A 25,441-nucleotide genomic window follows, 5' to 3' on the forward strand; every position below is an offset into this window, starting at 1 on the left:
CATTGCGTAGCAATGGGCTCTGACCCCCAGCCAGGCATCATTCCAGCGCGTAGCGCAGGGTGAACAGCACCGCCACCAGCCACACCGCCGGATGCACTTCGCGCCAGCGGCCGGTACCGGCCTTCAGCGCGGCGTATGCGATGAAGCCGAACGCCAGGCCATTGGCAATCGAGTAGGTGAAGGGCATCGCCAGTGCACACAGCGCGGCCGGCACCGACTCGGTCAGGTCGCTCCAGTCCACTTCCACCAGCTCGCGCAGCATCAGGCCGGCCACGAACAGCAGCGCCGGTGCGGTGGCATAGCTGGGCACCATCGCCGCCAGCGGCGAGAACAGCAGCGCGGCCAGGAACAGCGCCGACACCACCAGCGCGGTCAGCCCGGTGCGCCCGCCCACCTGCACGCCCGAGGCGCTTTCGGCGAAGGCGGTGGTGCTGCTGGTGCCCAGCAGCGAGCCCGCAACAATCGCGGTGCTGTCGGCCAGCAGTGCACGCCCGAAGCGCTTCTGCGCGCCCGGCAGCTTCAGCAGGCCGGCGCGGCCGACCACGCCGTACAGCGTGCCGGTGGCATCGAACACTTCCACCAGCACGAACACCAGCACCACCTGCAGCAACACCGCCAGCGGCGCGCCACCGTCATGGTGCAACAGGCCCGGCAGGTCCAGCTGCAGGAAGGTCGGTGCCAGGCTCGGCGGCAGCGAGACCAGGCCCTGGTACTGCACATCGCCCAGCGCCCAGCCGGCGCCGGTCACGGCCAGGATGCCGATCAGGATCGCACCGCGGATGCGGCGCGCTTCCAGCACCGCGATCAGCAGGAAGCCGGCCAGGGCCAGCAGCGGCGGCGCGGTGTTCAGCGGGCCCAGCGCCACCAGGGTGTCTTCGTTGCCGACGATGACGCCGGATTTCTGCAGCGCGATGATCGCCAGGAACAGCCCGATACCGGCCACGATGGCCGAGCGCAGCGATGAGGGAATGCCCGACACCAGCCAGGCGCGCACCCCGGTCAGCGACAGCACCAGGAACACCAGCCCGGAAATGAACACCGCACCCAGTGCCTGCTGCCACGGCAACCCGGCGGCGCCGACCACGGTAAAGGCGAAGAACGCGTTCAGGCCCATGCCCGGCGCCATGCCGACCGGGAAGTTGGCCGCCAGCGCCATCACCGCCGAACCCAGTGCCGCGGCCAGGCAGGTGGCCACGAACACCGCACCGGCATCCATGCCCGTGGTTCCCAGGATTTCCGGGTTGACGAAGACGATGTAGGACATCGTCAGGAAGGTGGTGACACCGGCCAGCAGCTCGGTGCGCACGGTGGTGCCGTGCTGCTGCAGCTGGAACAGGCGTTCGAACAGGGACATCGCGAAATCTCAAACCGTTGGTGGTGGGTACCGACTGTGGGTGGTGGGTACCGACCGTTGGTGGTGGGTACCGACTGTGGGTGGTAGGTACCGACCGTTGGTGGTGGGTACCGACCGTTGGTCGGTACGCTTCAAAGCGTCACCACCAACGGTGGTGACCTACCAGAATGCAGAACGGCCGCGCAGAGCGCGGCCGTTCTTCCTTTCTTATTTCAGCGCCTTGAAGCGCAGGCGCTTGGGCGCGGCGTCGTCGCCCATGCGGCGGCGCTTGTCTTCTTCGTACTCGCGGTAGTTGCCCTGGAAGAACTCCACGTGCGAGTCGCCTTCGAACGCCAGGATGTGCGTGGCGATGCGATCCAGGAACCAGCGGTCATGCGAAATGACGAAGGTGTTGCCCGGGAACTCCAGCAGCGCATCTTCCAGCGCACGCAGGGTTTCGATGTCCAGGTCGTTGGACGGTTCGTCGAGCAGCAGCACGTTGCCACCCTGCAGCAGGGTCTTGGCCATGTGCAGGCGGCCACGCTCACCACCGGACAGCGAACCGACCATCTTCTGCTGGTCCTGGCCCTTGAAGTTGAAGCGGCCGATATAGGCGCGCGACTGGATCTCGATGCCGTTGATGTTGAGGATGTCCAGGCCGCCAGCGATTTCCTGGAAGACATTGTGATTGCCTTCCAGCGCGTCGCGGCTCTGGTCCACGTAGGACAGCTTCACGGTCGGGCCGACCACGATCTCGCCGGTATCCGGCTTTTCCTGGCCGGTGATCATCTTGAACAGGGTCGACTTACCGGCACCGTTGGGGCCGATGATGCCGACGATGGCGCCGGCCGGCACCAGGAAGCTCAGGTTGTCGAACAGCAGGCGGTCGCCGAACTTCTTGGAGACATTCTTGAACTCCATCACCGCATTGCCCAGGCGCTCGCCCGGCGGGATGAAGATTTCATTGGTCTCGTTGCGCTTCTGGTAATCAACCGACTGCAGCTCTTCCAGGCGGGCCAGGCGCGCCTTGCCCTTGGTACGGCCACCCTTGGCGTTCTGGCGCGACCATTCCAGTTCCTTCTGGATCGCCTTCTGGCGAGCCTTTTCCTGGTTGTCTTCCTGCTTCAGGCGCTCGTCCTTCTGGGTCAGCCAGTCGGTGTAGTTGCCCTTCCACGGAATGCCGCGGCCGCGGTCCAGTTCCAGGATCCACTCGGCGGCGTTGTCCAGGAAGTAGCGGTCATGGGTAACGGCCACCACGGTGCCGGTGTAGCGCGCCAGGAACTGCTCCAGCCATTCCACCGACTCGGCGTCGAGGTGGTTGGTCGGTTCGTCGAGCAGCAGCATGTCCGGCTTCTGCAGCAGCAGGCGGCACAGCGCCACGCGGCGCTTCTCACCACCGGACAGCTTGCCCACGATGGCATCCCACGGCGGCAGGCGCAGCGCATCGGCCGCCACGTCCAGCTGGTTTTCCAGGGTGTGCGCGTCGCCGGCGGCCAGGATCGCCTCCAGGCGCTCCTGTTCCTTGGCCAGCGCGTCGAAATCGGCGCCTTCCTCGGCGTAGGCGGCGTACACCGCTTCCAGCGCGGCCTGGGCCTGCAGCACTTCGCCCACGCCTTCCTCCACCGCTTCACGCACGGTCTTGGTCGGGTCCAGCTCCGGTTCCTGCGCCAGGTAGCCGACCTTGATGCCGGCCTGCGGGCGGGCTTCGCCCTCGAAATCGGTGTCCACGCCGGCCATGATCTTCAGCACGGTGGACTTGCCGGCGCCGTTCAGGCCCAGCAGGCCGATCTTCGCGCCCGGGAAGAACGACAGCGAGATGTCCTTGATGATCTGCCGCTTGGGCGGGACCACCTTGGACACGCGGTTCATGGTGTAGATGTATTGCGAGGACATGCGGTCTCCGTAGGCGCGGCCCTGCGCCCGGCCCGTCACGGGAAGATCCCGTTGCGGCAGCGGGCACAGACTGAAATGGAATACCGCCAATTATAGCCGGAACCGGTTCCGGGCCGCGCCCGGCAGGGCGCGCCGGACTGGCTGCGGCCTGAATACTCGGTCACAGTCCCGTAGCAGGAAGCGTTTCCAGCCGGAAACCGTTCAGACCGTATGCGCAATATGGGCTCACCACCCACCCAAGCAGAGGTCTCACATGCGCATCAATCGAGTAATGGCCAGTGCCGTGGCCTCTGTGCTGGCGCTCGGCGCCGTGGCCCCCGCCTTCGCTGACAACGACCACCGTGACCGCCGGGAATGGCGCGAAGACCGCCGTGAGTGGCGCCAGGACCGCCGCGACTGGGAGCGCGACCGCCGCGAGGCACGCCGCGACTACCGCGAAGACCGCCGCGACTGGCACCGCGATCACGACCGTTACTACCGCCCGGCACCGCCGCGCGTGGTCTACCGGCCGGCGCCGCCGCCGCCGCGCTATGGCAACTACGGTTGGCGGGTCGGTTCGCCCTACCGCAATTACTACTCCGGCCCGGTTTACGTGGTGAACGACTACCCGCGCTACCACCTGCGCCGCCCGCCGTATGGCCACCACTGGATCCGCGATGACCGCGGCAACATGCTGCTGGTGGCCATCGCCACCGGCGTGATCGCCCAGTACGTGCTCAGCGGCCGCTGAGCCGGCCACGGGGTCGGATCCCGTTCCAACGGAACGGGCTCTGGCCCCACAACGCCCATCGAAACCATACGGGGCCGGATTCCTTCGGGGATGCCGGCCCTGTTCGTTTCGGCCCCAGCGGCGCGGTGCGGGGCTACAATCAAGGGCTGAGCCGTACCCCTTTTCCCTGCCTGCTGGAGTACCCGATGTTCCCGCGTGACGTCCGCATCGAATCCTACGATCCCGAACTGGCCAAGGCCATCGCCGCTGAGACCCAGCGCCAGGAAGACCACGTCGAGCTGATCGCCAGCGAGAACTACACCAGCCCGGCGGTGATGGAAGCCCAGGGCAGCCAGCTGACCAACAAGTACGCCGAAGGCTACCCGGGCAAGCGCTACTACGGTGGCTGCGAATACGTGGACATCGCCGAGCAGCTGGCGATCGACCGCCTCAAGCAGCTGTTCGGTGCGGACTATGCCAACGTGCAGCCGCACAGCGGTTCGCAGGCCAACCAGGCCGTGTACTTCGCCCTGCTGCAGCCGGGTGACACCATCCTCGGCATGAGCCTGGCCCACGGCGGCCACCTCACCCACGGCGCCAAGGTCAATGCCTCCGGCAAGCTGTTCAACGCCGTGCAGTACGGCGTCAACGACCAGGGCCTGATCGACTACGACGAAGTCGAGCGCCTGGCCCTGGAGCACAAGCCGAAGATGGTCGTGGCCGGCTTCTCGGCCTACTCGCAGGTGATCGACTGGGCGCGCTTCCGCGCCATCGCCGACAAGGTCGGTGCCTACCTGTTCGTCGACATGGCGCACGTCGCCGGCCTGGTCGCCGCTGGCGTCTACCCGAGCCCGCTGGAACACGCCCACGTGGTCACCTCGACCACCCACAAGACCCTGCGCGGCCCGCGCGGCGGCATCATCGTGGCCAAGGGCGCCGACGAAGACCTGGTCAAGAAGCTGCAGTCGATCGTGTTCCCGGGCATCCAGGGCGGTCCGCTGATGCACGTCATCGCCGGCAAGGCCGTGGCCTTCAAGGAAGCGCTGGAGCCGGGCTTCAAGGCCTACCAGCAGCAGGTGGTGAAGAACGCGCAGGCGATGGCCAACACGCTGATCGCGCGTGGCTACAAGATCGTCTCCGGCGGCACCCAGAACCACCTGATGCTGGTGGACATGATCGGCAAGGATGTGTCCGGCAAGGACGCGGAAGCCGCACTCGGCAAGGCCCACATCACCGTCAACAAGAACTCGGTACCGAACGACCCGCGTTCGCCGTTCGTGACCTCGGGCCTGCGCCTGGGCACCCCGGCGGTGACCACCCGTGGCTACGTCGAACAGGACTGCGTGGATCTGGCCAACTGGATCGCCGACGTGCTCGACGCACCGGCCGATGAAGCCGTCATCGCCCGCGTGCGCGACGCGGTCAGCGCGCAGTGCCGCAAGTACCCGGTCTACGGCTGATCGAAGCAGGGGTCGGATCCCCTCCCGCAGGGAAGGGCTCTGACCCCGCTATCAGGAATCCCGTGCATGGATGAAAGCGGACACAAGCGCATGGTGGCGGTTGGCGGTCTGTTGCTGGGCCTGCCGGCCCTTGCCGTCGCAGGCACCGTCGCGGCGCTGGGGCTGATGGCTGCGGGAGACGGCAAGTATCTGTCCGGCAACGAACCCACCGTGCTGCTGCTGTGGTCGTCGGGCGGCGTCATCGGCCTGCTGTCGTGGTTGTGGCTGAGCGGTGTGTTCCTGCGCCGTGGCCGCCCCGGCCTGCGGCAATCGTCGCTTGCTGCGTGGGTGGGGTTGGGGCTGGGCGCTCTGGCGGCATTGGCCGTGGTCGCCTTCACGCTGCACCTGGTGTTCAAACAGGGCCAATGGGCCCTGCTGGCCTACCTGGGTGTGGGCCCACCGTTCCTGCTGCCGGCCGCACATCTGGCCTGGCTGCGCTGGGGGCAGGATGCTGCAGCCGCCGGTCAGGCCGGTTGAGCGAGCCGAGAGGCGGCCGTATCGGCTGCTACGCAGGCACTTTCGCGCAGACAGCATTTGCTGCATGGGCCCTTCTCAGGTACCTTTGCGACGCTGCCATGACCGTGGCAATTAGGTTGTCCCCTGAGCCAGGCGTTCCATGCACTGCCCCTTCTGCCAACATGCCGATACCCGGGTCATCGACTCGCGCGTCTCCGAAGACGGCGCGACGATTCGCCGTCGGCGTGAATGCGAAGCGTGCGGCGAGCGTTTCAGCACCATGGAAACGGTCGAGCTGAAACTGCCGGCCATCGTCAAGAGCGATGGCACCCGCGAAGCGTTCGACCAGCGCAAGGTGCGTGCCGGCTTCGATCGCGCGCTGCAGAAGCGCGCGGTGGCCGAAGACAAGATTGAAGCGGCGGTGCGCGCAGTCGTGCATCAGCTGCGCATCAGCGGCGAGCGAGAAGTGCCCTCGATCAAGGTCGGCGAGTTCGTGATGAACGAACTGCGCAAGCTCGATCATGTCGGCTACGTGCGCTTCGCATCGGTGTACCGCAGCTTCGAGGACGTGGCCGATTTCCGCGAAGAGATCGAGAAGCTCGAGCGCGATCTGCCGTCGAGCACCGAACAGCTGCAGCTGCTGGGCGATGTGATTGCCCTGACCAAGAAAAAGAAGGGCTGACGCCCTTGCCTGGGTAGCTGCCAACCTTGGTTGGCACCGATGGCCGCATCCACGGGTGGGTGCCAACCGTTGGTTGGCAATGATGGCATGGATCCACACCAACGGCGCTACCATGGCCGCATGAGCACATCGTTCTCCGTTCTCGATCACCTGCACATGGCCAATGCGCTGCGCCTGGCCGAGCGCGGTGCCTATACCACCCGCCCCAACCCGATGGTCGGCTGCGTGATCGCCCATGGCGAGCGCGTGGTCGGGCAGGGTTGGCACCAGCGCGCCGGTGGCCCGCACGCCGAAGTTTTTGCCTTGCGTGAAGCCGGCAGCGAGGCACGCGGCGCTACCGCCTACGTCACCCTGGAGCCCTGCGCGCACTACGGGCGCACGCCGCCGTGCGCACTGGCGTTGATCGAGGCCGGCGTGTCGCGCGTGGTTGCGGCACTGCGCGACCCGTTCCCGAAAGTCGATGGCGGTGGTTTCGATCTGCTGCGCGAGGCGGGCATCGAGGTCAGCGAGGGGCTGATGGCCGCACAGGCGCGCGAGCTCAACAAGGGCTTCCTGTCGCGCGTGGAGCGCAACCGCCCCTGGCTGCGGGTGAAGCTGGCCGCCAGTCTCGATGGCCGCACCGCGATGGCCGACGGCACCTCCAAGTGGATCACCGGCGCGGCCGCGCGTGAGGATGTCCAGCACTGGCGCGCGCGCGCCGGCGCGATCCTGACCGGCGCCGATACCGTGATCGCCGACGACCCGATGCTCACCGTGCGTCTGCCCGATACCGACGTGCTGCCACCGCTGCGCGTGGTGCTCGACGCACGCCTGCGTTCGCTGGAATGCAGCCGCGTGCGCGAGGGCGGGGCGCCGACGCTGTACCTGCACAACGCCGTGGTCAGCCCCCCGGATGCCGCGGATGCGGCGTTCGCCAGCGTCACCACCCGCCACGGTCGCCTCGACCTGGGCGCGGTGCTGGCCCTGCTGGCCGAGCGTGGCATCAACGAAGTGCACACCGAAGCTGGCGCCACGCTGGCCGGCGCGCTGCTGCGCGGCGGCTGGGTGGACGAGCTGCTGCTGTACCAGGCGCCGATCCTGCTCGGCGAAACCGGCCGCCCGTTGCTGGCAGGGCTGGGCATCGAAGCGATGGGCCAGCAGCGCCGCCTGCGCGTGGTCGATCAGCGCCAGGTGGGTGAGGACCTGCGGCTGCTGCTGCGGCCATAGCCGCGCCGCAGCCCTGTTCCGGTAGCGCTGGGCCATGCGCGGCGGGTGCTGTTCCAGGTCGCAGATTTGCCCGGCCTCGAGCACCGGCGACGTTTCACCCACCGGTCCATGATGGCCGCGTGGTCATGGCGCTGCCCGTTGCGTCGCTCCGTCGCGCGCGGACCAGCCGATCACCTCGAAGTTGAACGACGCGTCGACCTCGCCGCCCACATCACGGCCGTCCTTGCGCGCCGGCAGATAGCACCAGTCCTGCGCGGCCTCCATTGCGGCCGCCTCCAGCAGGACGTTGCCGCTGGATTCAAGCACGCGCGTATTGATCAGGCGCCCGCTGTCATCGACCTGCATCCGCAGGCGCACGCTGCCGCTCTCGCGCGCCCGCGCCGGAAAGCGCACCTGGCGCGCGGCGTGCGTGCTGCGCTCGATCATCACCTTGTCGCTGCGCTCGGTGAACGCGCTGCAGTCGAAGCGCGCGGTGAAGGACTTCGGTATCGGCGATGCGAAGCGCCGCAGGCAGGTCACTACATCATCATCGTCGTTGCAGCGTGTTTCCTGCGGCTGCAGGCGGCTGGCGGTCGATGCCGGTGCCGTATCGGGGACGGTGGTGGGAGCGCACGCACCCAGACCCAGCGTGGCCAACATAAGTGTTGTTGTACGCAGGCTCATTGGTCGTCACCTGCGCGGCCGCCCTCACTGGCGTTACGCGCGTCTGCTTCGATGCGTTCGTCCCAGTCGGAAAACGGCATCAGCGCCTCCAGCAGCTTCACACCAACCTGCAACATATCGGCACTGGCCCAGGGACCGTTGCCGCCGACACGGGAAAATTCCGCGCGTGCGGTGAACCGCGCATCCGGTGCATCGCGCAGGGTGGCGGCGTAGATCGCCAGGAACGATCTGAGCGCTCCGGCTCTCTGCGCGCGGTCGCGGGACCGCGCCAGATGGTCGCGATAGGCCTCGAAGGCGATGGAAACATCGGGAAACACGCAGTGGTAGTCGACGCTGCCGTGCGTGGACGTTGCATCTTCGGTGATGCGGTCGGCCCGGCACTGGATGGATTGCTGCCGCGTGCGGATGGCCGTGGCAGCGGCGTCGTCGAACCCCGTCGCCAGGTGCTCGAAGGCGTACAGCGAATCGACGATGCCGGCGATCTCCGGATACTCCTCCGGATCTGCGCCACGCAGGCTGCCACGAAGTGCCGCTCTGGCGGCCTCATCGTTCTGGGTGATGATGCGCGCATGGGCATCGAAGGTGGCTTCCAGTGACAGTGCGGCAGGCGTTGCCGCCGCGCAGGCGAAGGGCGCGCACAACAACAGGGTGAGGGCAGGCGTGTACATGAGCGGGCATGGCAGGGGGAGGGGGCCCCCAAGCATTCAGCGGTGCGGCGCCGCTGGCCATGCAACTCGTCCGAAATTGCGCTGTGGCCGATGCTCGATGGCAGGCGTCGGTTCATCCAGGGCGCGTTGCCTGTCCGGCCCTCTACCTGAACCCGTACAGGTAAGGGTGCGTGCCTGAGCGCCGGCCCGGCGGCTGCTTCACTCCGGCAACATCAGCAGCCGCTGGATCCACTGGTGCATCGGTGGCAGGTCCTGCGCGACCCAGGCATCATCGTCGCCGAGGCGGGCCAGGATCACACGGTCGGCATGGGCGCGCCTGGGGGCCGCATGCAGCGCAGCGATCACCTGGCGAACCCGGCCCAGGTCGCCGTCGTCGTGCGCGTCGTCCTGGCTGCCGGTCGCTGCTCCGTCCCCTACGCTCGCGTAGTCGGGCATTTGGCAGGTGTACGCCACGATTGCGATCTGCAGTCCATCGCCATCATGGCGTTCACTGCCGGTACTGCGGCAGTGGGTCTGTCGCAGCGCAATCGCCACCTGACGCGAAAGCTCGCGGCCTGCCTGGACGCGCGCGCTGTCGGCGGGCGCATCGCCGATCACGATCCTGTCCACCGCATCCTCCCAGCGTTCGCCCTGCACCGGTGCGCCGGTCAGTGCAGCGACCTGCGCCGCGGCATCGGCATCACCTTCCAGCATGAAGCGGGCGAGCAGGTCGAAACTCTGCTCCGGGGTCAGCGGCAATGGTTGCGCCGCAACGGAGGTCGCGACGAACAGCAGGGCAAACAGCAGGGCAAACAGCAGGCGTGACAGCAGTGGGTACTCCGCGAAGAGGCGAGGACAGGTGCCCGTTCCATTCCAGGAACGGCAGAGGGGCGTCGACCCGCGCTGCGATCGGCCGCGTGCGAATCGCTGTCGGCTGGTGCCGCAACCGTGGCCAGCAGCATGACTGCCGGCCCGATTGTTTCAACGCTGCGGTGTTACGCGCAGGCGTCGGTCCACATCATCTCGGCGATCGGGCGCAGCGCCTTGCACTCCTGCGTCATCTCCTCGGCCGACTGCACCTGCGCCTTGGCCTTCAGTTCCTCGGCCATCGCGTCCACGCCGCTGATCTGCTCCGGCGCGATCTTCGCCACGCAGGCGCGGTGCTGCTGCAACAGCAGGTCGCAGCCGGGCACGCCGGTCACCTTCGGCGCGGTGGCCGCCTGTGCGTCCTGCATCCACTCTTCGAACGGCGCCAGCGCACCGGTCACGGTGCCCACCAGGTCATCGAAATTGCCGCTGTACCAGTAACCGTTGTCCTTGGCCGGGTACAGGGTGAAGGTGCCGCTGACCGGCACGCGCACGCTGCTCTGCAAGGCCTGGGTATAGGCCTGGGTGAACTGCGTGCGCACGGCCGGGGTGGCGTCGGCGGCCAGGCTGGCGGCGAACAGCGGGCGCACCTTGGCCAGGTCGGGCACCTGGCAGGTGAAGCTGATGCGTGCCAGCTTCTGGTCTTCCAGGTACTCGTTGTCTTCGATCACGCCTTTGGTGGCGCGGCACTTCGAATCACGCAGCGCCTTGGCATACAGCGCTTCGGCCGCAGCGGCATCGGCCTTTGCGCCGGTACTGGCCAGCACCGTCTGCCACGGCTCGGCCAGCGCCTTGGCCAGCGCGCCCGGGGTCGGGGTCAGTGCGTCCTGGCCCTCGAAGGCCGGCTTCAGCGCATCGTTGAGGGCGCGGGTCGCGGCTGCGTCGTCTTCCAGCAGGGCGCGTGCGTACAGGTCGAAGGCCTGTTCGGGGCTCAGCTGGGCCGATGCAGCGCCGGCCAGCAGCGGGCTGCACAGCAGGGCGCTGGCCAGCAGCGTGCGGAGGGGGGTGTTCATGGCGGGAATTCCTGTTCCAGAGGCGCGCAAGCCTAGCGCATCTGCCGGTGTTTTCGATGGTGCGCAGTGATCGGATGCGGGTGCGTTCGAGCCAAAAAAAACGGGCCCCTTGCGGGGCCCGTTCGATCGCACGACGAGGATCGAGCAATCAGAAGCTGGCGCGGACGCCGGCGGAGTACTGGGTGACGTCGCGGTAGCCGGAGATTTCGCCGACCAGACCCCAGGTCCGGGTGAAGTTGATCTGGCCGCCGACGGTGCCGACCCAGGTGCCTTCGAAGTGGTTGCCGCCATCCATGTAGCCGGCCTTGGCCCAGGCTTCGGTCTTCGGCGACGGCTTGCCGCGCAGGCCCAGGGTGGCGCGGGCCAGGTTGGTGTGGTCCTTGCCACGCAGGCGGCCGTAGAAGTCCGAATGCACCGTGATCTCGGACTGCTGGCGCAGCCAGGCGACGTCGGCGGTGAAGTCCAGACGGTCGGTCCAGGGCATGTGGTAGCCCAGGCCCAGCTCCGGCTGGCTCATCTTCAACTTGTAGGAGCCGTAGGCGTAGTCGTAGGAATTGGAGGCGTAGGACCAGCCACCGAACACATGCACCTGCTCGGCCAGCGCGAACGAACCGCGCACGTAGCCACCGTCGATCTTCGGGTCGTTGAAGTCGCTGTCATCGGTGCGGGCCTGGGTCCAGCCGCCTTCGACGTAGGTGTAGCTCAGGCCCTCAGCAGCGGCGGCCAGCGGGGAAGCGGCCAGCAAGGCAGCGGCGATCAGGATCTTGCGCATCGAAATTCCTGTGGTTTTCAGTCCTTTGGCGGGCGCGCCGTGGCGGCAGCCCGTGGCGACGTCATGTCGACCGGCGCCAAGTTTAATGAAAGTTTTACAAATTGCGAGAGACGGCCGTCACAGGCCGTGGTCGGCGTGATCGGGGTCAGAGCCCATTGCTGCGCAATGGGCTCTGACCCCGGGCACCCCGTTCAGGCCGGGCTGCTACACTACGCAGGCCGGTTCGCCGGTACACAAACGTCTTCAGGGCGGGGTGCGATTCCCCACCGGCGGTAGGTGCGCAAGCACGAGCCCGCGAGCGCCCCGGTCTACGGCCGGGGGTCAGCAGATCCGGTCCAATGCCGGAGCCGACGGTATAGTCCGGATGAAAGAAGACGGTGCCACAGGGCCTTTGCGGCCCTGCGCCCGCCTGTTTGCCTTGCGGCGTTTTTCGCTCACTTTCCGCGGAGAACGTTTCTTGTTTACTGGAATCATCGAAGGCGTCGGCCGTCTGGCCGCACGCGAAGCCATCGGCGGCGATGTCCGCTTCACCTTCAACGTCGGCAACCTGCCGTTCGACCACGTGCAGATGGGCGAGAGCATCGCCATCAACGGTGTCTGCCTCACCGTCATCGCGTTCGACGCCAGCAGCTTCCAGGCCGATGCCTCCACCGAGACGCTCGGCCTGACCACGCTTGGTCAGCTGGCCGAGGGTGCGGTCATCAACCTGGAACGCGCCATGCGCCCGACCGACCGCCTCGGCGGCCATCTGGTCAGCGGCCATGTCGACGGCCTCGGCCAGGTGCTGTCCATTCACGAAGATGCCCGTGCCCAGCGCTGGCGCTTCGCCGCGCCCGCCGCGCTGCGCCGCTACATCGCCAGGAAGGGCTCGATCTGCGTGGACGGGGTCAGCCTCACCGTCAACGAAGTGGATGACGAAGGCTTTGAAGTCGCCCTGATTCCCCACACGGTGGCCAACACCGCGTTCTCCGCCACGGGCGTGGGCAGCGCCGTCAATCTTGAAATCGACCTGGTCGCTCGGTACGTGGAGCGGCTTATCAGTGTGCCGACCAACGGTCAGCACCTACAGGGAGATGTCGCATGAACTTCGCCCCCATTCCCGAGATCCTGGAAGACATCCGCCAGGGCCGCATGGTCGTCATCGTCGATGACGAAGACCGCGAGAACGAAGGCGACCTGATCATGGCCGCCGAGCTGGTCAAGCCGTCGGACATCAATTTCATGGTCACCCACGGCCGTGGCCTGGTGTGCCTGCCGCTCACCCGCACGCGCGCGGCCGATCTGGGCCTGGCGCCGATGGTGCAGGCCAATACCGCGCAGTTCCAGACCAACTTCACCGTCAGCATCGAGGCCGCCGAGGGCGTGACCACGGGCATCTCCGCGCATGACCGTGCGCACACCATCCGCACCGCGGTGAAGCCCAACGCCAAGCCGGCCGATCTGCACCAGCCGGGCCATATCTTCCCGCTGATCGCCCAGCCGGGCGGCGTGCTGACCCGCGCCGGCCACACCGAGGCCGGCGTGGACCTGGCCATGCTGGCCGGGCTGGAACCGGCCGGCGTGCTGGTGGAGATCCTGAACCCGGACGGCAGCATGGCGCGCCGCCCGGAACTGGAAGTGTTCGCGCGCGAGCATGGCCTGAAAATGGGTTCCATCGCCGATCTGATCGCCTACCGCCTGGCCACCGAAAAGACGGTCGAGCGCGTCGATGAGCGCGAGATCGACACCGAATTCGGCCCGTTCAAGCTGGTCACCTACCGCGACCGCATCGCCCACGACCTGCATTTCGCGCTGGTGCGTGGCACCCCGGATGCCGCTACCCCGACCCTGGTGCGGGTGCAGGTGGAAAACCCGCTGGCCGACCTGCTGCACTGGCGCCGCGATGATTTCGGCGTGGCTGCCACCGATGCCCTGCGCGCGATCGCTGCTGAAGGCGCTGGGGTGATGGTGGTGCTGCAGGCCCCGCGCGACGGCGAAGCGCTGCTGGCCCGCCTGCGCCAGCAGCCGGCGCCGGTGGTGCCGGGCAAGGACAAGGATGTGAGCCAGTGGCGCCGCAACGGTGCCGGCGCGCAGATCCTGTCCGACCTGGGTCTGGGCAAGCTGCGCGTGCTGGGTACCCCGCGCCGCCAGATCGGCCTGGCCGGGTATGGCCTGGAAGTGGTGGAGACGGTCACCCCGTAACCTCCTCGGCGTGCCGACCCACGGTCGGCACCCATGGTGGGTGCCGACCGTGGGTCGGCACTACCGATGTCCCCTTGGTGGGTGCCGACCGTTGGTCGGCACGCCCCCGGGGCCCATCCACGCTAGAATTACCCCCTTATCGAGTCCCCCAAGCCGCATATGAGCCACTACGAAGGCGATCTTCGCACCCCCGAGACGGCGCGCTTTGCCATCCTGGCCAGCCGCTGGAACGCCCGCATCACCGATACGCTGGTTGCTGGCGCCCGCCAGAGCCTGGCGGGCAACGGCATCACCGAAGCCAACATCGACGTGATCCGCGTGCCGGGTGCCTGGGAACTGCCGCTGGTCGCCGCGCGCCTGGCCGCCGCCCACGAACACGCCGCCATCCTCACCCTGGGCTGCGTGATCCGTGGCGACACCCGCCACTACGAACACGTGGCTGACCGCTGCGCCGAAGGCCTGATGCGCGTGCAGCTGGATTTCGGCGTGCCGGTGCTGAACGGCGTGCTGGCGGTGGAACGCGTTGAAGACGCCGAGGCCCGCGCAGGTGGCAGCCACGGCAACAAGGGCGAGGAAGTCGCACTCGCCGCATTGGAAATGGTCAATCTTCTGGAGCAGCTGCCATGAACAAGAACACCCAGGGCAAGCCCTCCGGTAAACCCGTCCGCCGCGATGGCGTCGATCCGGTGCTGCGCTCGCGCGCCCGCCGTCGTGCCGTGCAGGCCATCTACGCCTGGCAGATCTCCGGCGGCAACGCGCAGTCGCTGATCGCCCAGTTCGCCCACGAGCAGGCCCGCGAAATCGCCGACCTGGCGTATTTCGAGGCGCTGCTGCATGGCGTGCTCGACAATCGTCGCGACATCGACGAAGCGCTGGCCCCGTACCTGGACCGTGGCATCGAGGAAGTGGACGCGATCGAACGTGCCGTGCTGCGCCTGGCGACGTACGAGCTGCGCTACCGCCTGGACGTGCCGTACCGCGTGGTGATCAACGAAGCGATCGAATCGGCCAAGCGCTTTGGTTCCGAGCACGGCCACACCTACGTCAACGGCGTGCTGGATCGTGCCGCCGTGGAATGGCGCAAGGTCGAATCGGGTCACTGACCCATACCTGTGGTAGTGCCGGCCGCTGGCCGGCAGCTGCGGGGAACCCGAGGTTGCCGGCCAGCGGCCGGCACTACCGCCCACCGCGCATTGCGCGGCATGCATAACCGCGGGAGCGCCCCATGTCCCTGGCCGAATTCGCCCTCATCGACCGCATCCGCGCCCGCACCCTCGAGCGCGACGACATACTGCTCGGCATCGGCGATGATGCGGCGCTGCTGCAGCCGCGCCCGAACGAACAGCTGGTGGTCACCGCCGATACGCTCAACAGCGGCGTGCATTTTCCGGCGGAAACGCCGGCCTTCGACATCGGCTGGAAGACCCTGGCGGTCAACCTTTCCGATCTGGCCGCGATGGGTGCACGCCCGGCGTGGTGCACGCTGGCGCTGTCACTGCCGGACGCTACCGAAGACTGGATCGAAGCCTTTGCCGACGGCTTCTTCGCACTGGCCGACCAGCACGACATCGCGCTGATCGGTGGCGACACTACGCGCGGCCCGCTGTCGCTGTCGGTCACGGCAATGGGCCAGGTCGGTCGTGGCCAGGCACTGCGTCGCGACCGCGCGCAGGTGGGCGACGACATATGGGTCAGCGGCACGCTGGGTGATGCCGCTGGCGCGCTGCGCCTGTGGCAGCAGGGGGCATTGAACGTGGCCACTGCCACGCTGCTGGCCGATTACGAAAGCCTGCGCCTGCGCCTGCTGCGGCCGACCCCGCGCGTCACTCTCGGCCTGCGCCTGCGTGCGTTCGCGCATGCGGCGGTGGATGTGTCCGACGGCCTGCTGGCCGATCTGGGCCATATCGCCACGCGCAGCGCGGTGGCCGCGCATGTCGATGCCGATCTGTTGCCGATTTCGAATGCGCTGCGTGAGTTGTTGGGCCGCGAAGCCGCCCGAGAATGCGCACTGCGTGGTGGCGACGATTACGAGCTGTGTTTCACCGCTGCCGCCGACCAGCGCGACGCGCTGCATTACCTGGCCGAATCACTGGACCTGCCGCTGACGCGTATCGGCCGCATCGCCGAAGGGCAGGGCGTGCACGTGGATGGTGAAGCCGCCGACGGCGGTTACCAGCATTTCGCCTGAAGCACGACGGGGCCAGATCCCTTTGCAACGCAAAGGGCTCTGACCCCAGCCTGGCGTCATCGCGTTGCCATGGTAGGTGCCAGCCTTGGTTGGCACTTCCGTGTCGACCAAGGTCGACACCTACCCAAGCGGAGGCGCGACAAATGAAAACGCCGGGCATTGCCCGGCGTAATCGCTTATACGTGCGGCACCGGCGAGCCGAACCGGTTGTCACCCGGCGTGCCGGGCAGCAGCATGAACACCAGCACCGCCAGGCCGGCGAACGGCACCAGCGCCAGCAGGTACCACCAGCCCGAACGGTCAGTATCGTGCAGCCGGCGCACCGTCACCGCAATCATCGGAACGATCACCGCCAGCCACGTCACCAGGCTCAAGCCGGTCGAAACCAGTGCAAGGCTCTGCGAACCCGTGTAGCCGGCGATGAAGCTCAGGATGTAGGACGGGATCGAAATGATCACGATGAACAGCTGGAACCACCAGAACTCACCGCGGCTGGCGCGGCCGTTGAACTGCGTGAAGCGCTTCAGGGGAATCATCATCTTATGCATGTTCTTGTTTCTCGGTATCGGGAAATAGGGGTCGGTACTGCCCGCAGGGGAGCATCACAGCTGCACGCGTGCTTCGGCATCGCGCGGGGTGCCATAGTCATCCAGCCACTGGAAGCGGATTGCGGTGGGGACCGCAGCGCCCTGCGGCAATGGCAGTCGCAGCTGCATGCCTGGCGCCACCATGTCTGCCTCCACGGCACGGCCATCCGGCAGCGTTACCCGGCTGAAGGTCACGTGGTACGCGCTTGGGTTGAGTACCTGCAACGCGTCGCCATCGCGGGTCCACACCAGCGCGTTGGCGGCGTCGCCCGCACGCCCGGCCAGCCCGGCCGGCCGATAGAACAGCTTCACCCGCGTACGCATGGCGAACTGCAGCACGTTGCGGCCTTCCATCGCTTCCGGCTTCGGCGGAATGTCCAGCAGATTGAAGTACAGCAGCGATTCGCGCTGCTGCGGCAGGGTGGTGCCGGCCATCGGCGCGTAGGTCAGTCGATAGGCCTGGCTGCGTCCGGCCTCGATGCGACGCGTGGTCGGGGTGACCACGAAGGGTACCTTCTGGCTGCCCGCCTTGGCGTGGATGTCGCCATCGTCGAGCCAGACCTGGGCCAGCGCGACCTTCTGGCCACGGTTGGATGCGGTGACAATCACCGCGCCCTTGGCACCGTCGTAGACAACGCGGGTGCCCTGCAGCGTGACGGCCGCCGATACGGGTGCGGCCAGTGCCACCAGCAGGGCCAGCAGCGCAAAGCGTGTATGGGGTTTCATCGGCTCGCTCGCTGAGAGGAAAGGGAAAAGTGCCACCCATCCCTGGGTGGCAAGGCAACCCACTTACTTGTAGACGATGTCCATCTGCGCGGTGGCATTGGCAGTGCCTGCCTGCGCAGCGGCGTCGGTCTTGCTGAACCACACACTGTGCTTGAGCACTTCGCTGCCGTCGGCCGGCACGTTCACGAAGCGGGTCGGTGCAGTGTTGATGCGCAGCTGCGCATCGGCATCGTCATAGATCTTGTAGCCCACGCCCACGGCGGAACTGGCCGCCGTCAGTGCCAGGCTGCCGTCGGTGTTGGCCACGCCACTGAAACGAACGGCCAGTTCCTGTGCTGCGCCGGAGCCCGGGCAGGCGAGCGTGACGTCCAGATCGCGGCGGCCGATGCGATCGTTGGCATTCAGCTCCACCAGATCCATCTTGCCCATGTCCACGTCCACGTCGCCGGCAATGTCGGCCGTGCAGGTGGATTCGACAATCTCACCGGAGATGGTCAGGTCGGCAGCAAAGGCAGCCGGCGCAGCCACAGTGGCGGCCAGCGCGATGGCCAACGAAGAAGTGATGCGGTTCATGCGGTAATGCTCTCTTGATGATGGAAGGAAGTTGCCAGTGGCAACGCAGCATTCGCCGCAGGAAGGCGGGAAGCTGCATGTCGACAGGTGGCCATCCAGCGGCTCACGCTTGCTGCACCTGTGTCGGCCTGCGGTGGGGGCGACAGGCACGACGGATCGGCTGCGCGACTGGACGGTGCACATCCTCGTCGCGGTGGGCAAACGATTCCATACAACTTGTTGCAAGCCGAATGCGCCGGTCACTGCGCAGATGCGCCACGCCTGCGTTCTGCCGATCAGCAACTGCGGCTTGCAACAAGTTGTATGGATGGCAGTGGGCAACACGCCTAGTCTGCGTCGCCTCCAGCGGGCTTCTTTCCCCGCGCAGTGCGCTCACCGATGCGGGCCGTCATGACTCCCCTCAATCCCGCCCCTTCAAGTGCTCCCGCCGCATTGGCCGCAGCCATCGGCACGCTCCTGGCACTGGGGGCCACGGTGCCGCAGGTGCAGGCGCGCACCGGTGGCGAGGTGGAATTCAGCGAAGGCTTTGCCGCGGGCGTGGGCGGTGCCGACCTTTCCCGGTTCAGCCATGGCAACCCCATCGATCCTGGTCTGTACGCACTGGATCTACTCGTCAATGGCCAGTCGCTGGGCCAGCATCAGATCCAGTTTGTCGCCTCCGATGTTCCGCATGTGGCTCGACCGTGCCTGGTCCGAGCCCTGGTGGACCAGATCGGCCTGGCCGACAGCGCACGCCAGGCGATCGACCGGGCCACCGATCCGGACTGCATCGACCTTCCCGCGCTGATCGACGGAGCAGCGGTTGTCCATGACGACAGCCGACTGCAACTGGAGATTTCACTGCCGCAGGCCGCACTGATGCGTCAGGCGCGCGGCTTCGTCGCCCCTGATCAGCGCGATTCCGGGATAACGGCAGGCTTCGTCGATTACAGCGCCAGCCGTTATGCCAGCAACGGGAACACCAGCGCCTATCTGGGCTTGAACGCAGGCATCAACGTCGGTGCCTGGCGCCTGCGCCATCGCAGTTCCATCAGTCACAGCCAGCGCGGCACGCACACCAACGTGCTCAGCAGCTACCTGCAGCGTGACCTGCCGCACTGGAACAGCCAGCTGCAGCTCGGCCAGGGCAACACCGGCGGCGAGCTGTTCGACAGTGTGGCCTTCACCGGTGCGCGCGTGGCCACCGACGAACGCATGCTGCCCGATTCACTGCGCGGGTACGCCCCAGTGGTGCGCGGCATCGCGCAGAGCAATGCCAAGGTCACCGTACGCCAGAACGGCGGGGTGCTGTATGAAACCGCGGTGGCTCCTGGCCCGTTCGTCATCGACGATCTGTATCCCACCAGCGGCGGCGGTGACCTGGATGTCACGGTGACCGAAGTGGATGGCCGTGAAGAGCGCTTCACCGTCTCGTTCTCGGCCGTACCGCAGGCGCTGCGCGAGGGGAACCAGCGCTTCAGCGTGACCGCAGGCGCACTGCGCGATACCGGTCTTGCACAGGATCAACTGCGCTTTGCTGAAGCCACCTATGCGCGCGGCCTCAGCAACCACGTCACCCTGCTGGGCGGCGTGCAGGTGGCCGACGATTTCCAATCGGGGCTGCTGGGCGCTGCGTTCAACACGCCCTTTGGCGCCATCGGTGCCGATATCACCCATGCCCGCGCACGCCTGCCGCAGGGTGCGCAGCAGACCGGCAACAGCTACCGGGTGAACTTCCAGCGCAGCGTTGTCCGCACCGGCACCAACGTCGGTCTGGCGGCCTATCGTTACAGCACCGCGGGCTATCTGACCCTGACCGACGTGGCGCGCCTGGCGCATGATGCGTGGCAACTGCCGCCCGATCAGTTGATGCGCACACGCGAGCGCTTCCAGGTGAACTTCTCGCAGCGTGTCGGCCAACGCAGCCAGGTCTATCTGAACGGTGGGCAGGTGGCCTACTGGAACCGCGCCGGTACACACCGCGACCTGCAGCTGGGCTTCCACAGCAGCGTGCGTGCGGCCAACTACAGTGTCTCGGCCACCCGCTACCGTACCGCCGGCGGCCAGCCGGATACGCGGCTGTCTTTCCAGTTGAGCGTGCCGCTGGGGCGCGCTGCCGCCGCGCCGCGCCTGAGCAGCGGCCTCAACCACAGCGATGCCGGCACCCAGCGCCAGCTGGGCGTGAACGGCGCGCTGGGTGAGGATCGCCGCTTCACCTACAACCTGTCGGCCAGCGCCGGCCAGGGCAGCGACGGATACAACGTCTACGCCACCTACCAGGGCACCCACGCAGATCTCAGCGGCGGTTACACCCGTTCCAACGGTCAGAGCAGCAGCAACCTCGGCGCCTCCGGCAGCTGGGTGGTGCATGGCGGCGGGATGAACCTTGGCCCCCCCCTGGGCGAGAGCTTCGCGTTGGTGCAGGCCAAGGGCGCCGAAGGTGCACGCGTGGGCAACGGGCGCAAGGTGACGGTGGCGCACAACGGCTATGCGGTGCTGCCCTATACCAGCCCCTACCGCTGGAACCGCGTCGAGCTGGATACCGCAGTGCTGCCACTGGAGGTTGAAGTGGAGCAGAGTTCGCAGCGCGTGGCGCCCACCGCCGGCAGCATCGTGCAGGTGAACTTTGCTGCGCGCAACGAACGCACGCTGTTGATCGACGCCAGCGATGCCGACGGCAGGCCGTTGCCCTTTGGTGTGCCGGTCCGCCATGCCGATGGGCGTGCTGCCGGTCATGTGGGGCAGGGCGGAGTGATCGTGCTGCGCGCCGCACAGCCGGTTGGCCAGCTGATCGTGCAGATGGGCGAGGACGCCCGCTGCCAGCTCGACTACCAGATTCCCGCCCAGCCCGATGCGCATGGCCAGTACTGGGCACAGGTGCGCTGCCTGCCGTTGGCACTACACCGGCTGGCGATGGATGCACCGACGCCGATCGCCACCGGCTCCTTGCCGTAGAACTTCTTCGCCTTCATCCGGAGTCCCCATGAACATCCCTCTTCCCCGTATCACCGTCTGCGCCTTGGCCCTCGCCGGGCTGGCCGTCATCCCGGCAGCGTTGGCCGACACCGCCACCATCACCGTCAGTGGTCGCGTGTTGCCCGGCACCTGCACGATGGCCAACGCCACCATTACGCTGGATGACATCGAAGCTGCCGACGTCAGCCTGGGGCAGGCCAGCGGCTTGAAGCCCGGCGCGTTGAGCTTCACCGGTTGTGTGGGTGTCAGCAGCATCGACCTGAGCTTTGATGGCACCGGTGATGCCACCCAGGACAATCACTGGCAGAACAGCGCCAGCACCGATGCGGCCAGCGGGGTGGCTGTGGCCCTGCTCGATGGAACCGCAGGTACGACCTACCTTCGCAACGGCGACAGCAAGAGCGTAACCGTAGCCGGTGCAAGCAGTGCCACGCTGGATCTGCGCGCAGGCTACTACCGCAAGAGCGGCACGCTGATGAGTGCTGGCGCGGTCAGTACCCAGATCACGGTTACAGCCGACTACAAGTAACGCATTGCCGCTGCCAGGCCGATGCCGCGACCAATTTCGAAGGGAACCTCAACATGACGCTGCCCATCCAACACGTTTGGCGCCGCCGGCCCGCCCACGGGCGGGCGACGCTTCGCCATTGCCTGCAGGCGGGGGGGCTGATGCTTTCGGCGCTCGCCAGCGCACAGGCATGCACGTCCGTTGAGCCGGGGAACACCACCAGCATCACCATCCAGACCTGGGACGACACCGATCCCGATGTGGTGGTCAGCACCTGGCGACACACCGGAAACGCGAACTTCCTGCATGGCTGCAGCGGCATCACGCCGGTCGATGTAACTGCAGCCATGCCGGACCTGGAGTATGTGCGCGATGTTGTGGTGGACGGAGAGTCCTACCCGGCATTCGGTGTGAGAGGGCGGCCGCGGACTCCGTTGCTGGTGTTCCAGTACGCGGCCTCCGGGGGGTCGGGAGTCACTCGATTTCTGCCGTTCGATGTCCGTACGACGCTGCACTTCCCTGGCGATGGGATATCAGGCGTCGGCCGCTGGTCATGGGTGCGGGTGGCCACGATTTCACGCGGGGGCCAGGCAGAGTCGCTACCCACCACCGTGCTGGGCACGATCACCTACGTCTCGCCGGGGTTTCCCTCGCTGGTGAAAGTGGATGATTACAACGTTACTGCCAACCTGCGGACCAAGACCTGCACGTTGGCGGACCTGCCTGTCGCTCTGGATGACGCCTACCTGGGCGACCTGCCGAATGCGGGCAGTACCGCGGCCGAGAAGGATTTCAACGTCGTCATGCATTGCAATGGCGAGTTCCGGGTAGACCTGATGCTCACCGACGCGATGCAGTCTTCCAACACCGGCAGCCGCCTGTTCCCTACGCCCCAGGCCACGGCCGAGGGCATACGGGTGGAGCTGCTGCGCGCTGGCGTTCCGGTTACGTTGGGGCAGGCATGGACACTGCCGCAGAGCGCCAGTGGCGCCCAGGATGTGCCGCTGGCTGCCCGCTATTACCGTGAAGCGGGCAGCTATTCGCCCGGCGTGGTGGAAGGCCAGGCCATCATTACCGCTACCTACCGCTGACCGAGGCGCTGCGCCCTGGCCACCGCTTGTCGTAGAGGCGAGCCATGCGCGGCTTGCGCGCGCAGTGCGCGCTACATCGTCGGACAGCAGCCGAGCATGCGCTCGGCTTTACATTGCGGTGTGCAACTGCACATCCACATACTCGGTGAGCCCCCGGCAGGCCAGCAGCAGACCCTCGCGCGCACCGTCGCCCATCTCCTGGCTTGCCTCACCATCCACGCGCACGCGTTCGGTGGCATGCAGCAGCTCCAGCAGGAACGTCAACCCGGCATTGGCGCGGTCGATGCGTGCCAGGGCCAGCCGTTGCCCGGGCGTCCGACCGTTGCCCGGCCACGGCCGACCATCGGCGGCATCGCCCTGGCGGATATGCTGCAGGCAGGCCAGTAGCGTGATGCTGCCTGGTGGCTGACCTTCCTGAAGCGCTTCGAATGTACGTTCCAGCGTGCGAGCCAGGTCATCAGGCAAGCGCGTGGCGGCGTCGCCGAGGGTGGCGAACAGGTGCGGGTAGGTGGGATGGGTCATGGCGGCGTCCTTGAATGCGAGGCAAGGGGCCACCCCGCTTAACAGCGAGGGTGGCGGACGGTGCGTGGTTCCAATACCGGAGGTTGATGAAGAAACGCCGGCGGGCACGAAGCCCCCACGCACCGCCCGCCAAAGATTCGCGGACAGAATGCCTGCCGACGCCACCCTGGCACGAGGGAGGTCGGTGACGCCGGCAGGCAAGCGTAAACAACATATCAACCTAACGGGATTGGAAGCCCGTGCCACCCGTTGTCGGTGGCGCATACATCATGCGCACGAAGATGCTGCTGTACCAATGAGAATAGTTTCAAATTCAAAACTGTTGCAATCTGCATGCGCGTGAGAAGTAGCGGTGCAGAGTGAGGCGAATGCGTCAGAACATGGGGTCGGATCCCATTGCCATGGCAATGGGCTCTGACCCCTCCACCATTGCGGCATTGGCGCGTACTGTCGCAATCTGCATAGTCGGATGCCAGTAGCCGCTACGCGTCGGGCATTCCCACAGCTCAATACACACCGCAGTGCAGTGCACGCGCACTGAAGTCTTGCTAGCTTCAGGCCGAAGCCCGTGCGGAACGATGGCGCGCTGGCAAGGGCGTTACGTCAAGGAGCGAGCATGGGTACCAGAATCATTGGACCGAGGCCCTGGCTTGGGCCGGGCGTGGGTGGCGACAGTGGTGCTGTGGATGAGGAGGGCAGGCCCATTGATCCCTACGGCGGTCCCACTACGGGTGATGTGATCGACGGCGTGCGCGATACGCTGGGAGGTGTCTGGCAGCGCGTGCGGGGAGACGCCAAGCCCGATGCGCGCACCGAGCCGAAGGTGAGGGCGCGGGAGGTCGACTGTTCGGAGATGCCCGACGAGACCGCGTGCAACGAATGCCTGCTGAAGGAGGGGTTCATTGGCCCGCCCATCACCCCGCGCTATGTCAGCCAACGCAACTTGATCAACTACGAGTACCAGCTTTACATCGCCAACCTGCGCTCGGCGCCGTTGCGCTTTGGTTTCATGGTTGCCGACAAGGCAGATCCTGAGCGGCGATTGTTCTCGGTAGATCCCCTGTTTGATTCCCTCGAACGCGATGGGTTTTCGCGCACCGTACAGGAGTGGCATTTCAAGGCCTGCGAGTTTGATGGCTTCTGGTTGCGGGATTGCACGGTGGTGGAAGCGAAGGCCAGGTACGACCACTTCTTCGATGAAGATGGGCGAGCCAAGTACACATTCGTACGGTCAGGAATATTTGTGCCATGGCGAAGGCAGATCGTCAGGCAGCGCAGCGCCATTGCGATTGCTGGATCGCAAGGCAAGCTTATCTGGTGCTTCATGCAACGTCGCACCATGGCAGCGGCCGTCTCCATCGGCGGTATCGATCCTCTGCTCTGCAGATACGAGCCTTTTCCTGGAGAAGAAAGATGATTCTGAGTGCTCAAACCGCCCTCTGGACGACGCCTGTCGCGCGATCGCCTGAGGACGTCGTGCACCTGGCCAGGAACCTGGCCCATCATCTGGCACAGCAGCATCCCCTAATGAAACGCTGGTATGCGCTTCCCTCAGATCCCTCAGCGAAGGCCATATCTCTGGAAGACACCGACGCACTTACGGGTCGGATGAAGGAAGCAATTGAGCAGAGTCGAAGACGATCTGGCGACTATCCCGGACTTGGCGCTTCTTTGTGCCTTGCCAACGTCGACAACGACCGCGACTGGCGTAAGCCAGGGGTAGTGGTGCTCGAACTGGATCCGACAACGGGTTTCAACTGCTTCAGCCTGGAGGGAATCGAGCCATTTGGCGCATCGACACCCTCCCTTATGCTCAACGCATTGATGGAGATGGTGAGAGTGGTGAACCCTGTCTTCGCAGCGACGGACGTCAAGGCGAGGTCGTCAGAGAAGGGCTTGATCGATTATCAGCTGGATCGGCGTCTGTATCAGCATCGGCGGTTCTTCGGCTGGATGGGCTTTGTGCCAGCGCAGATCACTCACGCGCAGATTCGCGACGCACACGCCGTGCATCCGGTCGATGGCCTGGGTACGGTCATCGTCTCGGTGCCAGGGATGTTCAACCCCTGCGACGACGCACAGGTGGACAAGGTTCATCGCGTCGAAATGGATCTCGCCAGCTACGATCTGTTGCCGGTGACGGACCCGAACCTCAAGGGCTGAGCGGAGAGCAGCCGAGCGTGGGCTCGGCTCTACCGAAAGCACCTCTGTAGAGCCGAGCCGATGCTCGGCTCAGCGCGTGCAGCGCGGCGCTCTTCGCGATCTGAACGGAGAGCAGCCGAGCATGGGCTCGGCTCTACAGCGCGGTGGTCGCGCATGTTGGGGTCAGAGCCCATCGCCGTTGCGATGGGATCTGACCCCGATCAATCA

26 protein-coding genes and 1 riboswitch are annotated in these 25,441 nt (G+C 66.3%); of the genes, 15 read left to right on the plus strand and 11 right to left on the minus strand.

Going from position 1 to position 25,441, the window contains the following annotated elements; translation table 11 throughout:
- Window positions 1–37: 37 nt before the first annotated feature.
- Window positions 38–1,354 (minus strand): NCS2 family permease, encoded by a 1,317-nt coding sequence (locus tag C9412_RS00095; RefSeq protein WP_107229820.1) that lies wholly within the window; start codon window positions 1,352–1,354, stop codon window positions 38–40.
- A 207-nt stretch (window positions 1,355–1,561) separates the two neighbouring features.
- Entirely contained in the window at window positions 1,562–3,226 is a 1,665-nt protein-coding gene (gene ettA / locus C9412_RS00100; RefSeq protein WP_107229821.1) for an energy-dependent translational throttle protein EttA, read from the minus strand.
- Window positions 3,227–3,479: 253 nt separating this feature from the next.
- Here ettA and C9412_RS00105 point away from each other — a divergent pair, with 253 nt between their 5' ends.
- The 5 genes from C9412_RS00105 to ribD all read left to right on the plus strand — a co-directional run bounded on the left by C9412_RS00105 (window position 3,480) and on the right by ribD (window position 7,778).
- Complete coding sequence (locus tag C9412_RS00105; RefSeq protein ID WP_107229822.1) at window positions 3,480–3,956, plus strand: RcnB family protein; 477 nt, start codon at window positions 3,480–3,482, stop codon at window positions 3,954–3,956.
- Between the two features lie 185 nt (window positions 3,957–4,141).
- The gene (glyA, locus tag C9412_RS00110) at window positions 4,142–5,395 is read left to right on the plus strand and encodes a serine hydroxymethyltransferase (protein WP_053509807.1); all 1,254 of its coding nucleotides are present in this window, start codon (window positions 4,142–4,144) and stop codon (window positions 5,393–5,395) included.
- A 66-nt stretch (window positions 5,396–5,461) separates the two neighbouring features.
- Complete coding sequence (locus tag C9412_RS00115) at window positions 5,462–5,911, plus strand: hypothetical protein (RefSeq protein ID WP_107229823.1); 450 nt, start codon at window positions 5,462–5,464, stop codon at window positions 5,909–5,911.
- Window positions 5,912–6,050: 139 nt separating this feature from the next.
- Complete coding sequence (gene nrdR / locus C9412_RS00120) at window positions 6,051–6,572, plus strand: transcriptional regulator NrdR (protein ID WP_004143350.1); 522 nt, start codon at window positions 6,051–6,053, stop codon at window positions 6,570–6,572.
- 120 nt (window positions 6,573–6,692) lie between these two features.
- Window positions 6,693–7,778: a bifunctional diaminohydroxyphosphoribosylaminopyrimidine deaminase/5-amino-6-(5-phosphoribosylamino)uracil reductase RibD gene (gene ribD / locus C9412_RS00125; RefSeq protein WP_107229824.1), complete on the plus strand. Its 1,086-nt coding sequence runs from the start codon at window positions 6,693–6,695 to the stop codon at window positions 7,776–7,778.
- Between the two features lie 123 nt (window positions 7,779–7,901).
- On the opposite strand, the gene C9412_RS00130 is transcribed toward ribD, so the two are convergent.
- The 5 genes from C9412_RS00130 to C9412_RS00150 form a co-directional block, all read right to left on the minus strand.
- Window positions 7,902–8,441 (minus strand): TonB family protein, encoded by a 540-nt coding sequence (locus C9412_RS00130; RefSeq protein WP_107229825.1) that lies wholly within the window; start codon window positions 8,439–8,441, stop codon window positions 7,902–7,904.
- A complete protein-coding gene (locus C9412_RS00135; RefSeq protein ID WP_146161732.1) occupies window positions 8,438–9,145 on the minus strand; it encodes a hypothetical protein in 708 nt (235 codons plus the stop codon). The genes C9412_RS00130 and C9412_RS00135 overlap by 4 nt, the downstream gene beginning before the upstream one ends.
- A gap of 162 nt (window positions 9,146–9,307) precedes the next feature.
- The gene (locus C9412_RS00140) at window positions 9,308–9,847 is read right to left on the minus strand and encodes a hypothetical protein (protein WP_107229827.1); all 540 of its coding nucleotides are present in this window, start codon (window positions 9,845–9,847) and stop codon (window positions 9,308–9,310) included.
- Between the two features lie 236 nt (window positions 9,848–10,083).
- A complete protein-coding gene (locus tag C9412_RS00145; protein ID WP_107229828.1) occupies window positions 10,084–10,968 on the minus strand; it encodes a hypothetical protein in 885 nt (294 codons plus the stop codon).
- A 148-nt stretch (window positions 10,969–11,116) separates the two neighbouring features.
- The gene (locus C9412_RS00150) at window positions 11,117–11,740 is read right to left on the minus strand and encodes an outer membrane beta-barrel protein (RefSeq protein WP_107229829.1); all 624 of its coding nucleotides are present in this window, start codon (window positions 11,738–11,740) and stop codon (window positions 11,117–11,119) included.
- Window positions 11,741–11,975: 235 nt separating this feature from the next.
- Window positions 11,976–12,120, plus strand: a riboswitch (FMN riboswitch).
- A 77-nt stretch (window positions 12,121–12,197) separates the two neighbouring features.
- Here C9412_RS00150 and C9412_RS00155 point away from each other — a divergent pair.
- From C9412_RS00155 to thiL, 5 genes are all read left to right on the plus strand, one after another.
- Window positions 12,198–12,824 carry a riboflavin synthase gene (locus tag C9412_RS00155; protein ID WP_107229830.1) on the plus strand — a complete coding sequence of 209 codons (627 nt, stop codon included), beginning with the start codon at window positions 12,198–12,200 and terminating at the stop codon, window positions 12,822–12,824.
- Window positions 12,821–13,921: a 3,4-dihydroxy-2-butanone-4-phosphate synthase gene (gene ribB, locus C9412_RS00160; RefSeq protein ID WP_107229831.1), complete on the plus strand. Its 1,101-nt coding sequence runs from the start codon at window positions 12,821–12,823 to the stop codon at window positions 13,919–13,921. The genes C9412_RS00155 and ribB overlap by 4 nt, the downstream gene beginning before the upstream one ends.
- 159 nt (window positions 13,922–14,080) lie before the next feature.
- Window positions 14,081–14,548 (plus strand): 6,7-dimethyl-8-ribityllumazine synthase, encoded by a 468-nt coding sequence (ribH, locus tag C9412_RS00165; protein ID WP_107229832.1) that lies wholly within the window; start codon window positions 14,081–14,083, stop codon window positions 14,546–14,548.
- Window positions 14,545–15,024, plus strand: coding sequence for a transcription antitermination factor NusB (nusB, locus tag C9412_RS00170; RefSeq protein ID WP_107229833.1), 480 nt, complete (start codon window positions 14,545–14,547; stop codon window positions 15,022–15,024). Before ribH ends, nusB begins: the two co-directional genes overlap by 4 nt.
- Before the next feature lie 122 nt (window positions 15,025–15,146).
- A complete protein-coding gene (thiL, locus tag C9412_RS00175) occupies window positions 15,147–16,109 on the plus strand; it encodes a thiamine-phosphate kinase (protein WP_107229834.1) in 963 nt (320 codons plus the stop codon).
- Between the two features lie 176 nt (window positions 16,110–16,285).
- On the opposite strand, the gene C9412_RS00180 is transcribed toward thiL, so the two are convergent.
- The 3 genes from C9412_RS00180 to C9412_RS00190 form a co-directional block, all read right to left on the minus strand.
- The gene (locus C9412_RS00180) at window positions 16,286–16,657 is read right to left on the minus strand and encodes a DUF805 domain-containing protein (protein ID WP_107229835.1); all 372 of its coding nucleotides are present in this window, start codon (window positions 16,655–16,657) and stop codon (window positions 16,286–16,288) included.
- 54 nt (window positions 16,658–16,711) lie between these two features.
- Window positions 16,712–17,422: a fimbria/pilus periplasmic chaperone gene (locus C9412_RS00185; RefSeq protein ID WP_107229836.1), complete on the minus strand. Its 711-nt coding sequence runs from the start codon at window positions 17,420–17,422 to the stop codon at window positions 16,712–16,714.
- A gap of 63 nt (window positions 17,423–17,485) precedes the next feature.
- The gene (locus C9412_RS00190; protein WP_181358651.1) at window positions 17,486–17,995 is read right to left on the minus strand and encodes a fimbrial protein; all 510 of its coding nucleotides are present in this window, start codon (window positions 17,993–17,995) and stop codon (window positions 17,486–17,488) included.
- 390 nt (window positions 17,996–18,385) lie between these two features.
- On the opposite strand from C9412_RS00190, the gene C9412_RS00195 reads away from it, so the two are divergent.
- From C9412_RS00195 to C9412_RS00205, 3 genes are read left to right on the plus strand one after another with little or no spacing between them, the layout of a single operon-like run.
- Window positions 18,386–20,929 carry a fimbria/pilus outer membrane usher protein gene (locus C9412_RS00195; protein WP_107229838.1) on the plus strand — a complete coding sequence of 848 codons (2,544 nt, stop codon included), beginning with the start codon at window positions 18,386–18,388 and terminating at the stop codon, window positions 20,927–20,929.
- Window positions 20,930–20,957: 28 nt separating this feature from the next.
- Window positions 20,958–21,479 (plus strand): fimbrial protein, encoded by a 522-nt coding sequence (locus C9412_RS00200; RefSeq protein WP_107229839.1) that lies wholly within the window; start codon window positions 20,958–20,960, stop codon window positions 21,477–21,479.
- A 53-nt stretch (window positions 21,480–21,532) separates the two neighbouring features.
- The gene (locus C9412_RS00205) at window positions 21,533–22,549 is read left to right on the plus strand and encodes a fimbrial protein (RefSeq protein ID WP_107229840.1); all 1,017 of its coding nucleotides are present in this window, start codon (window positions 21,533–21,535) and stop codon (window positions 22,547–22,549) included.
- 108 nt (window positions 22,550–22,657) lie between these two features.
- On the opposite strand, the gene C9412_RS00210 is transcribed toward C9412_RS00205, so the two are convergent.
- A complete protein-coding gene (locus tag C9412_RS00210; protein ID WP_107229841.1) occupies window positions 22,658–23,071 on the minus strand; it encodes a hypothetical protein in 414 nt (137 codons plus the stop codon).
- A gap of 616 nt (window positions 23,072–23,687) precedes the next feature.
- Between C9412_RS00210 and C9412_RS00215 the strand changes: the two genes are divergently transcribed.
- Together C9412_RS00215 and C9412_RS00220 are read left to right on the plus strand one after the other, a co-directional pair.
- Window positions 23,688–24,488: a Tox-REase-5 domain-containing protein gene (locus C9412_RS00215; protein ID WP_107229842.1), complete on the plus strand. Its 801-nt coding sequence runs from the start codon at window positions 23,688–23,690 to the stop codon at window positions 24,486–24,488.
- Window positions 24,485–25,234, plus strand: coding sequence for an Imm52 family immunity protein (locus C9412_RS00220; protein ID WP_107229843.1), 750 nt, complete (start codon window positions 24,485–24,487; stop codon window positions 25,232–25,234). The genes C9412_RS00215 and C9412_RS00220 overlap by 4 nt, the downstream gene beginning before the upstream one ends.
- The last annotated feature ends 207 nt before the right edge of the window (window positions 25,235–25,441 follow it).

It is taken from the genome of Stenotrophomonas sp. Nf1 (assembly GCF_003028475.1).
GTDB lineage: Bacteria > Pseudomonadota > Gammaproteobacteria > Xanthomonadales > Xanthomonadaceae > Stenotrophomonas.